The sequence below is a fragment of the Riemerella columbipharyngis genome (assembly GCF_900101995.1).
Lineage (GTDB): Bacteria > Bacteroidota > Bacteroidia > Flavobacteriales > Weeksellaceae > Riemerella > Riemerella columbipharyngis.
In genome coordinates this window covers 62,431-72,238 of record NZ_FNAS01000012.1, presented here as the reverse complement: position 1 = coordinate 72,238, position 9,808 = coordinate 62,431, and the positions used below count along the sequence as shown (strand labels likewise).

6 protein-coding genes are annotated in these 9,808 nt (G+C 36.4%); 2 read left to right on the top strand and 4 right to left on the bottom strand.

The window, feature by feature from the left end; genetic code table 11:
* Positions 1 to 651: 651 nt before the first annotated feature.
* Positions 652 to 786: a hypothetical protein gene (locus BLS89_RS11220; protein ID WP_262501485.1), complete on the top strand. Its 135-nt coding sequence runs from the start codon at positions 652 to 654 to the stop codon at positions 784 to 786.
* A 778-nt stretch (positions 787 to 1,564) separates the two neighbouring features.
* On the top strand, positions 1,565 to 2,926 hold the full coding sequence (locus BLS89_RS07380) for an MATE family efflux transporter (protein ID WP_092737071.1): 1,362 nt from the start codon (positions 1,565 to 1,567) through the stop codon (positions 2,924 to 2,926).
* 170 nt (positions 2,927 to 3,096) lie between these two features.
* Here the strand turns inward: BLS89_RS07380 and BLS89_RS07375 are convergent, their stop codons facing one another.
* From BLS89_RS07375 to BLS89_RS07360, 4 genes are all read right to left on the bottom strand, one after another.
* Entirely contained in the window at positions 3,097 to 6,546 is a 3,450-nt protein-coding gene (locus tag BLS89_RS07375; protein WP_092737069.1) for a DEAD/DEAH box helicase family protein, read from the bottom strand.
* An 87-nt stretch (positions 6,547 to 6,633) separates the two neighbouring features.
* Entirely contained in the window at positions 6,634 to 7,080 is a 447-nt protein-coding gene (locus BLS89_RS07370; protein ID WP_143017745.1) for a hypothetical protein, read from the bottom strand.
* 78 nt (positions 7,081 to 7,158) lie between these two features.
* Entirely contained in the window at positions 7,159 to 8,250 is a 1,092-nt protein-coding gene (locus tag BLS89_RS07365; RefSeq protein ID WP_092737065.1) for a restriction endonuclease subunit S, read from the bottom strand.
* 3 nt (positions 8,251 to 8,253) lie between these two features.
* Positions 8,254 to 9,804, bottom strand: a complete 1,551-nt coding sequence (locus BLS89_RS07360) for a class I SAM-dependent DNA methyltransferase (RefSeq protein WP_092737063.1) — start codon at positions 9,802 to 9,804, stop codon at positions 8,254 to 8,256.
* Positions 9,805 to 9,808: the final 4 nt, after the last annotated feature.

The window sequence follows — 9,808 nt, the reverse complement described above, 5'->3', positions numbered from 1 at the left end:
AACGAGACATAAAAACAGCTCAAAAACTTCGTGAAAAATTGAAGAAATTGGGCGTGAGTTTTGATGAGATTTGTACGGACAATTGAGAGGCTTTTATTTCTGTTTTTCAAGGAAGTAGGTATAAAATTGGTAAAAAAAAAAACACCACCAATATTGAGGGAAACAATACTCTTTTAAGGCATCGAATACGTCGAGCGGTTCGGGAAACATTCTGTTTTTCAAAAAGTTAGAAAACCATATCAAAGCCTTTGAAATCGTCTTTTTCTACATCAATTTTGGATGGATTTGAGTATCATACTTTGGGAGGCACGACCAAATTTTTATACAGGATATTCTTTTCTTTTACCTTAATTTTGTATCATCAAAAAAATAAGATATAAAATTAAACAATGGTGTAGAGATGCCTATTTGGGGGGCGTCTTTCCAATACCCGACTTATCAGCGCGCAAAAAGCCGTAACAAAAGTCATTGAAATAGGATACAGACTAATCAATACAGTAACTTTTTATGCTAATGAAGAGCCAGTAGGAAATACAGTAAAAAAGCCAGTTTCCCAGATGAGGGTAAATCGGCATTGCAAATTTTCATCCAGACTTAACCACCAATAGAGTATTTTCTCCAGCCATAAACCCAAATTGAAACGCATCCATTATGAGTATAGAGCATGTAAGGCCTTATGATATGAGCTTTCTACAAAACGAGGAGATCATCAGAGAGTATATAACAGTAGATTTGAATAAAAAAATCTATCCAACAATATCTAAATGTGGTAGCGGATTGCTTTAAATATTCTATAATTATACCCCATCAATGTAATGTTAGAAATGACAAAAAAAACATCAGTTTATCTCTTTGTTACACAGCAACTACGGAACTTTTGGGAAGAACCTATACAGCTAATACACCGAAGAGATATCTATACCTCTGCAAAATCTTTTAAATTGATTGAACTCTCAGTATTAGTATTACTGTAGAAGATATAGGAATGCCAAAATAGAATTGGTAAAAATCCAAAATTCAATAAAGAAATAAAAGATTTAAAGTTAATAAAAATATCATTAAGCTAAAATAAATTTATTGAATTAGCAAAAGCTTTATTCTATAATAGAACATATTCTCAGTTGTATGATAGCTTTATCAAAAAAGTAAAAAACAAGCAAATGAGCGATATGAAGTTAGAGTAAGAAAATATAATAACTTTATTAAGAGATGATAAAATATAAAGCCGTGAATCCTTTGAATGTTAAAAAATACAATTCAAACTTATTATCAAATCACAATATAATCTTTATCTCTATGGAATATTTTTATTAAAAATTATTTTATGGCAAAGAGGATAACAATACAGATTCTACTTCTTTATTAAGAATTATCCGCCCTGTTTTTTTTAGTGAAAATATTCGTAATCAAGAATTTAACAAAAAAAATGCAAAACCGACAAAAATAGATTTTTATTTCTTACCTATATGTGTATTTATAATTAGAGTCATAGAATAAACTTCAAATAAAATCACTAAATTCGCGGCTTGATTTTGAACTATACAAAAATCCAATTTAGCAATATATGAGATTTATCAATAAACCTTTTACTAAAAGACTGTTCCAACTGGCAATCCCCGTTATGCTTACACAGGTAGGGCAAGTTTCTGTCAATCTCTTTGACAATGTTATTGTAGGAAATCTTTTAGGGGCAGATGCTTTAGCATCGGTATCTTTGGCAAATAGTGTATTTTTTTCGTTTTTTGTTTTAGCACTAGGATTTTCGCTGGCTATACCGCCATTAGTATCTGAAGCTCAAAGTCAAAATGATCACGACAAAATTGATTTAATATTCAGGCATGGTTTTGTACTAAATATGGCGGTTGGGCTTATCCTAACCATAGGGATATTTGTTGGTATGCCACTACTCTATCATGTGGGACAGCCCGAAAAAATAATTCCGGATACCATCAGCTATCTTTGTATTACTACTATTAGCATATTGCCTTTTATGGCATTTCAGGCGTTGAGAGAATTTTCAGAAGGGTTGTCCTTCACCATTGGGGTAACCAAAGCAACAATTATCGCAAATGTCATCAATGTCGTTCTCAATTATATTTTCATCAAAGGACTCTTCGGCATTCATCCTATGGGGGTAGATGGCTCTGCCTATGCATCTCTAATTGCCCGTATCTTTATGATGATATTCCTGTATTTTATTCTTAGGCAAAACAAAGGAACCAGACGATACATTAAAAATTTCAGCCTAAGATTCCATTTTTTTAGAAAATCTATGTTCAAAAAAATGCTCAAGCTGGGGTTCCCTACGGCGATGCAATTGTTTTTTGAAGTAACAGCATTTGCCGGTGCGGCTTTCATTTGCGGATTAGTAAGTACGAAAGACATTGCAGGAAACCAGATTGCACAGATTATGGCATCATTTACCTTCAACCTTTGTATGGGATTTAGCGTAGCTTCTACGGTAATGATTGGCAATCGTTTAGGCGAAAGTAAATACAAAGAGCTGAGAGCCGTAGGTATTAACAACCTCAAAATGGCATTTCTCTTTATGCTGATGTGTGGCATTATCTTCGTGGTATTCAGAGATACACTGCCTACATTCTTTACCAAGAAAAGTGATGTAGATGTTATTCATTTAGCTTCAAAATTGTTAATCATCGCAGCACTGTTCCAATTGTCCGACGGAATACAGGTAACCGCACTGGGATTACTGAGAGGGATACAAGATGTAAAAATACCGAGTATCATTACTTTTGTAGCTTACTGGGTTCTTACCATTCCATTAGGCTATTTCTTGTGTGTTCACCAGAATATGGGTGCCACAGGGATGTGGATAGCTTTTGGCTTAGGGCTTACTTTTTCTGCATCTCTTTTAGTTTATAGATTTCTTTATCTCAGCAAAAAATTGATTAGCATAGAAAAATAAACAGGATCAAGGTATGATAATTTTGAATAATTCTATTGGCTTTATTACCTCTCGAATTCAATAATTATTTTCTGTTTAAAAAAAGAATTATATTCTTTTTCTTTTTCTTTTTCTATCATTCTAACATATTATATTCAGAGTATTAGTTTACATAGCGTTTTTCAAAATCTTTACGCCACACCTGCATTTTTGGAGAGTTCTTCTACAAGCTGTATTACCTTGTAAGCTTTTTCTATATCACTGAACACACCTAATATACCGTTATCCGACCGTTCGGTAAATGGTGGACGGGTAAGCATTGTTTTGTCTAAAACTCCATTTTTGGTAAGATATTTTATAATTTGATCTATGAATCTTATTTGATTAGAGCTAAGATTCTCTTCGCTTATAAATTGGGCAAAATGCTCTTGTGCAGCTTTTTCGTCCATTCCCAAAACACTTCGCACAAACTCTCCTAATGATTTTGTATTGGATTTCTTCTTTATTTCAGATGGCTCAAAATTTTCGTGAATAAAAAATATCTCTAAACGCTCCAGTTCTACCGGTGTAATAGGGATATTTCTGTAAAGTTTATCAATCACTAAATGGTTTCTATTCCTGCGTATAAAGTGCTCTACTCGGTCTTTGTAGTTCTGAAGAGAAGTATAATTTTGTAACAAATCCACTGTATTCACTGCATCTTTATCCAAATCGTCTTCTATATTGGTATAAACTATAGGAATATTTCCCTCATCTTTGATGAATTTAATCAAGTCTCGTAATTCTATCCTTACTTTTTCCAAGCGAACTAAATCGATATTATGGAAAAAATCAGGCGTTCCCATCGTCTTTATAAAGTCCTCTTTCTCCCGTACCGAAGGAATATTTAACTTTTTTCCCAATCTATTTCTTATCTCTAATACTTTACTCATAAGAGTTTTTTGCTTAGGTTCTGACTTGAGAATGGCTAAACTTAACTGATAGATGATAAAATCAAATTTTTTAGCCATTTCGTCTTTGTCTTCCGTATTTACTACCATAGCAGAAAGATGCTGCCGGATTTCCATTACTGCATTTCTGTCCAAAGACACCCACGCAGAACGCTCTTTATATTTTCGCACATATTGCCAATGCTTCCTTACCTCTATTTTATTTTCGTTCAGAAGGTTTACTTTGGAATGTAAGTCATTGATATAAAATTCCATCAACGCTCGAAGATCGTTAGAAATATTTTCTTGTTGCTGAATCTGATAAACGATTTCCAGCTGTGTTTCAAACATTTGTGTTTGCAAGGACTTAACGCCGTCTGCTTGATAGCCCTCCGGATATTCGTCAAAGTATTCAAAATTACCACAGATATCAAAAATAAGAAAGAACTCTTTATCCTGATTTTCGCCAAATAAGTTTGGACATTTACGCGTTCCTCGCCCAATCATCTGCCAGTATTTGGTATAAGATTTTACTTCCTTGAAAAACACCAAATTCAGCACCCGCGGTGCATCTACTCCTGTGTCCATCATATCCACAGAAACGGCAATTTGAGGATTTTTTTCTTCTCCTTTGTCGTAGCAAAATGCTTCCAGTAAATCTTGTGCTTTGTCGTTATAATTATCAATTACTTGCAAGAATTCTCCACTATATTCAGGATAGATTTTATTAAATCGCTCTTCGATAAATACAGCGTGGCGGTGGTTTTTAGCAAAAATAATGGTCTTTCCCAGTTTGTCTCCGGAATCTACTTTCAGTCCGTTGTTCATTAGATAATGAAGTACTTTGTCTATCGTATCTGCATTGAATAAAGTTTTATTGATTTGAGTTTTATTAACTTCAAAATCATCATTTTCCTGCCCATCTATGCCAAAAAGCATTTCTATTTCTTCTTTATCTTTTTCTTTTAATTCCTTGTATCTAATACCCTGCCTTGGATATTTTACAGGAACCGAAAAAGCCTTAGGTGGCACTAAATATCCCTCCTTTACTGCTGTATCCAGCTCGTAGGCAAAGGTAGGGTTATCATCTTCTATTTCAAAAAGTTGATAAGTATTTCGGTCTATTTCTTTTTTCGGTGTTGCCGTAAGCCCGATGAGTAAAGTATCAAAATAATCAAATATGGCTTGGTATTTCTGATAGACGGAGCGGTGTGCCTCGTCTATGATGATTAAATCAAAATGGCCAATGCCAAAAGGTCTCTCACCTGTTTCATTTAATTGGTCTATCCGATTGAGTATTGTAGGGTAGGTAGAAAATACGATTCTAGCACTTTGGTCTGATTTTTCTTTGGTTAAATCTATTGCTGAAAGCTGCGGTAAATAATCTTTAAATGCATTTTTAGCTTGCGTTACCAAGGCATTTCTATCTGCTAAAAACAAAACCCTTTTAGCCCAATTGCATTTGGTAAGCATATCTACGAGCGAAGCCGCAGTTCGTGTTTTTCCACTTCCCGTTGCCATCACAAGTAGGGCTTTTCTATGTTTGCCTTTTAATTCTCCGTTAAGCGTAGTTACTAAATTTTCTGCCACACGCTGCACTGCTTCTAACTGGTAAGGTCGCCCCGCAATAGCTCTGTCGGCTTCAAATTGGCGCAAATCTTGGCGTTCACTTCTCTTATGCAGGAGGCTTTCTAGCTCTTCTTGGGTATAGAATCCAAAAACTTGGCGCGGTGGGTAGAATGTGTCTTCCCACAAATAGGTACTAAACCCATTGGTGTAAAATATGATTGGTCGCTGGCCAAATTGTTGTTCCAAGGCATTGGCATAGAGTACTGCTTGGTGCTTGCCTTTGCTTGCATCATACAATGTTTTTTTAGCCTCTACTATGGCGAGTGGCTTCCCATTTTTACCCCATAGCACATAATCTACATAGCCCACTCCAGAGGGATTGGTAGAAAGGGGCATTCCCCCTACTCTATATTCTATGTCTACACCTTGCTCAAAACGCTGCCAGCCAGCCTCGCGCAACATGAGATTGATGAGCGTTTCTCTTGTTTCTTTTTCAGAAACTATCGGTTTCACGATGCTTTCCACATCAGAAAACTGTGCTTTTCGCTCATTTTTGCGTGCCGCTACTTCGTCCAATATAGCTTGATGCGCTTGTTTTAATTTCGCATTTTCAGCCTCGAGTGCTTTTTGCTTTGCAAGCAATGCGGCGTTTTCCTGCTGTTGCCTTTCATTGGCTTCGGCAAGGGCTTGTAGCTCTTTCTTTGTCTTATCTTGCTCATCACCATAAGGGATTACCCTCTCATCAAACGCAGGAACTTCTGGATTATCTTGACTATATAGTTTACTTACAAAGGCTAAAAATCTGAATATATTTTTTAAACTCTGCAAGGCTTCCAATGCCCTCACTCTCTTGCCATGTGCGGCATAGTTTCCGAAACGGCGCACGATGTCCAGCTCGCGAAACATACTTGGTGGCACGATATTTTTGAAATCATCGTTAAAGAGTAAACTAGAAAGTTTGGTATCATATGGCAAGGTTAAATCCTCATCTTGCTGATAAAGCCAATAAAGTGCTTTTTCTAAAACAATGCGACATGAAAGTGCTGCATACTTGGGTGCCGTATAAGTGAATTGCTCTGCTTGGCGCACCTCATCATACCACTGGGGAAATTCTTTTTGTAAAAAAGCAAAATTGGTTCTCATGGCTTGTTTTAGTAATTTATCTGTTTAACAAAAATACTAAATATTTTAAATTTGTTTTACAAGCAAATCAAAAAAAAATCACACTTTTTAATTTTTACGCCCAAATTTGGGCTTAGTTTCTTGTATGCCTAATACTTTTCCTGCCTTGCGTGCTTTGGTCTCTGCACGAGCGCCTAAAAGAAAAGCCAAAAATACCGAAAAAGCAATTGCTAAATAGATGTTAATAAACAGCCCCAACAAAAACCCCAAAAAACCACCCCACAAAAAATTGCTCATAAATTTATCGTTTGGCGATAAAAAACCAAACTCGTCTTTGATATATTCTTGAAAATCACTGCATACCGATAAATAATCGCCATAGAACACCTTGCCGCTGTTTTTAACAGGAAATTCCTGCACCACCCACGATAGATTCTTATAAAATTCATTTTTGTTTCTATACTTCCAGCGGGGAGACTGCTCTATGACCTCTAATATATAGTAAAAATTAGAGCGTTCTTTTTCGCTTGGCGAAAAATCACTGGCCTTTTGCAAAAGCCTTTTTTTAAGCTCGTCTAAATCCCTACATATATAAACGGTGTATTCTCCCATGGCTTAATTTAGCGTATTTTTTTAACTAAAACTTTCTTGTAACAAGGCGGCAAACAAGCGCTCACTTTTGGCAAGCTCTTGCTCTGCAAGGGCTTTTTGTTTCTCTATCTCGGCGATATTTTCTGCAAACTGATTTTGTAACTCGATTGGGGGAACGGGAATATCTAAATCTCTCAGTATAGCCAAATTTATATTTTTTTGTGCTGACTCTGGTGCTGACTCTTCAATAATTTTCTGTAAAAAAGACATCCAATATTGTACATATAAATTTGTTGTCATCTCATTATTTGGTGTAAAACCAACTATACTATCTGGAAAACAGGCATCAAACATTAAAATACCTGTTTTTGCTATATTTGCAGCAATAGTAATACAAAGAGTTCCTGTTTTCCATATTCTACTTTGCAAAAGCCCTAATTCTGAATAAGTTGAATTATATTTTCTAATATAACCATTTGAATTAGCGACATCACCTGTCTGTATAAGAGGATATTTTCCGCCCAATAACTCTGGAGCATTTCTGGGTCTATGTGTTGATCTTCCTCTTTCTAGGGTTCCCAATTCCTCCAACTTTTTAACCTCCCAGCCTTTAGGGTTGGTAACGGGGTCGCCAAACATTTCTAAAAATAGGGATTGGCTTAGTTTTTCGTATTTTTCTATAAGAGTTTGGCTTAAATCACAAAGCTTTTGAGCTGTATCTAATTTCCTTACAATGGCTTGCTGTGTGGCTAAATCTGGTAATGGGATTTTGATTTTAGAATATTTTGAAATCCAATAACGCTTATGTTGTTTTGCATCAAACGATATCGTTTTCATTTTATGATAAAGATATTTTAAATCTGCTCTATCAGAATCTTCTTTTAATAACTTCATAGCAGAAGACTTTACCTTAAAAGGAAAGTCCACATAATGAAATGCTGTTGTAAAATCATCAAAAATGATTACAGGATGGTTGTCATAAACATTATCTTTTTCATTAGTTTTCCCCAACAAAAATGATTTTCCTGCTGTTAATACTGGTATTTCATAACTATCATCATAATCTTCTGATCTCACAATATATCTTGTTGGTTGTTCATATTTCAAAACATCTCCTAACTCAACTATCTTCATCTTTTAAATATCTTTAATGAGTTGGGCTAATTGTTCTAGGGCTTGTAGGCGCTCTTGGCTTAGGGCTTGTATCTGGGCTATGATTTCTTTGGGTGGCTCGTAAGATACGGCTTGGTAGACTACTTCTTTGTAGCGATTGATGCTGAGGTCGTAATCATTTGCCACGATATCGGCTTTGGGTACTTTAAAGGATTTCTGCGTGCGGTCTGTCCCCACTTGGCTAAGGGTGCCGTGGTTCCATTGGCTTAAAATATTGGGAATATCGCATTTTTCTTCTAGTATTTTTGCCACTTGGTTAGGCTCGATAAAGCATTGTTCAAGTTCTTCCTCGCTCAAGAGTGGCGTGCGCTTATCGTCTAGGCTAAAGCCATCGGCTTGCATATCATAGAACCAAACATCTTGTGTTTCGGCACTATGGGTCTTGGTGAAAAGTAGCACGGCGGTGCTCACACCTGCATAGGGTTTAAATACGCCACTCGGCATAGAAATTACGCCTTGCAATTGCTGATTTTCTACTAATTCTTTGCGTATGTTTTTGTGGGCATTGGTGCTACCAAATAGCACGCCATCTGGAATGATGACGGCGGCGCGCCCTCCTATTTTTAGCATTCTTAAAATCAGGGAAAGGAAGAGCAATTCTGTTTTCTTGGTTCTGGTGATTTGCAGAAGGCTGCTTTCTACTTCGTCGTAATCCAGTGCGCCTTTAAATGGTGGATTGGCTAAAATAAGGGTATAATTGCTGGAAATTTCGTTGCTATCTGCCAAAGCACTCTGGTTGAGCAGCATAGGGTGCTCTATACCATGTAGCTGAAGGTTCATAGAGGCAATACGCATCATGGAAGGGTCTATCTCTATGCCGCCGAACATTTTGCTATCATAATGTTTTCTAAAATCTTCCTCGTAGAACCAATCGCTCTCTTTCTCATGTAGGTATTCACTTACTGCCACCAAAAAACCAGCCGTCCCCAAAGAAGGATCACATATGGTATCATTTTTCTGAGGTTGCATAAGCTCTACCATCATACGGATAATATGTCTGGGTGTACGAAACTGACCATTAGTCCCAGATTCAGCTATTTTACTCAGCATATATTCGTAGAGATCTCCTTTAGTATCTCTATTGTCCAAAGGAAGAGTATCTATCTGCTGTACTACTTTATCCAAAAGGTTAGGCGTAGGAATAAGGAAAGTAGCACCTTTCATATATTCGGAAAATTTTCCACCCTCACCGCCTAAGGTTTTCATAAAATCAAAAGCGGTAAGGTTACCCAATTCGGCATTAGGGCGGGTGAAAATATTAAACATCGTTTCGGGGTCTTTTTCCTTAAAGTAGCTCCAGCGGAAAATTTTCTGCTCGGGCGTATAGATAGGTTTTCTAAGGCTCTCCCCCATCAGAGCTGTTTCTTGCTCAATAAATATCTGTTTGTTGTCTAATTGCTTTAGAAATATGAGATAGGTAAATTGCTCTATTACAGAAAGAGGATTAGATATACCTCCTGTCCAGAAGTCGTTCCAGATTTTATCTATTTTGGATTTTAGTTCACCTGTAATCATTGTA

Coding starts and splice junctions, on each gene's coding strand:
- BLS89_RS11220 (WP_262501485.1), top strand. CDS start 652: ATGAGTATAGAGCATGTAAGGCCTTATGATATGAGCTTTCTACAAAAC.
- BLS89_RS07380 (WP_092737071.1), top strand. CDS start 1,565: ATGAGATTTATCAATAAACCTTTTACTAAAAGACTGTTCCAACTGGCA.
- BLS89_RS07375 (WP_092737069.1), bottom strand. CDS start 6,546: ATGAGAACCAATTTTGCTTTTTTACAAAAAGAATTTCCCCAGTGGTAT.
- BLS89_RS07365 (WP_092737065.1), bottom strand. CDS start 8,250: ATGAAGATAGTTGAGTTAGGAGATGTTTTGAAATATGAACAACCAACA.
- BLS89_RS07360 (WP_092737063.1), bottom strand. CDS start 9,804: ATGATTACAGGTGAACTAAAATCCAAAATAGATAAAATCTGGAACGAC.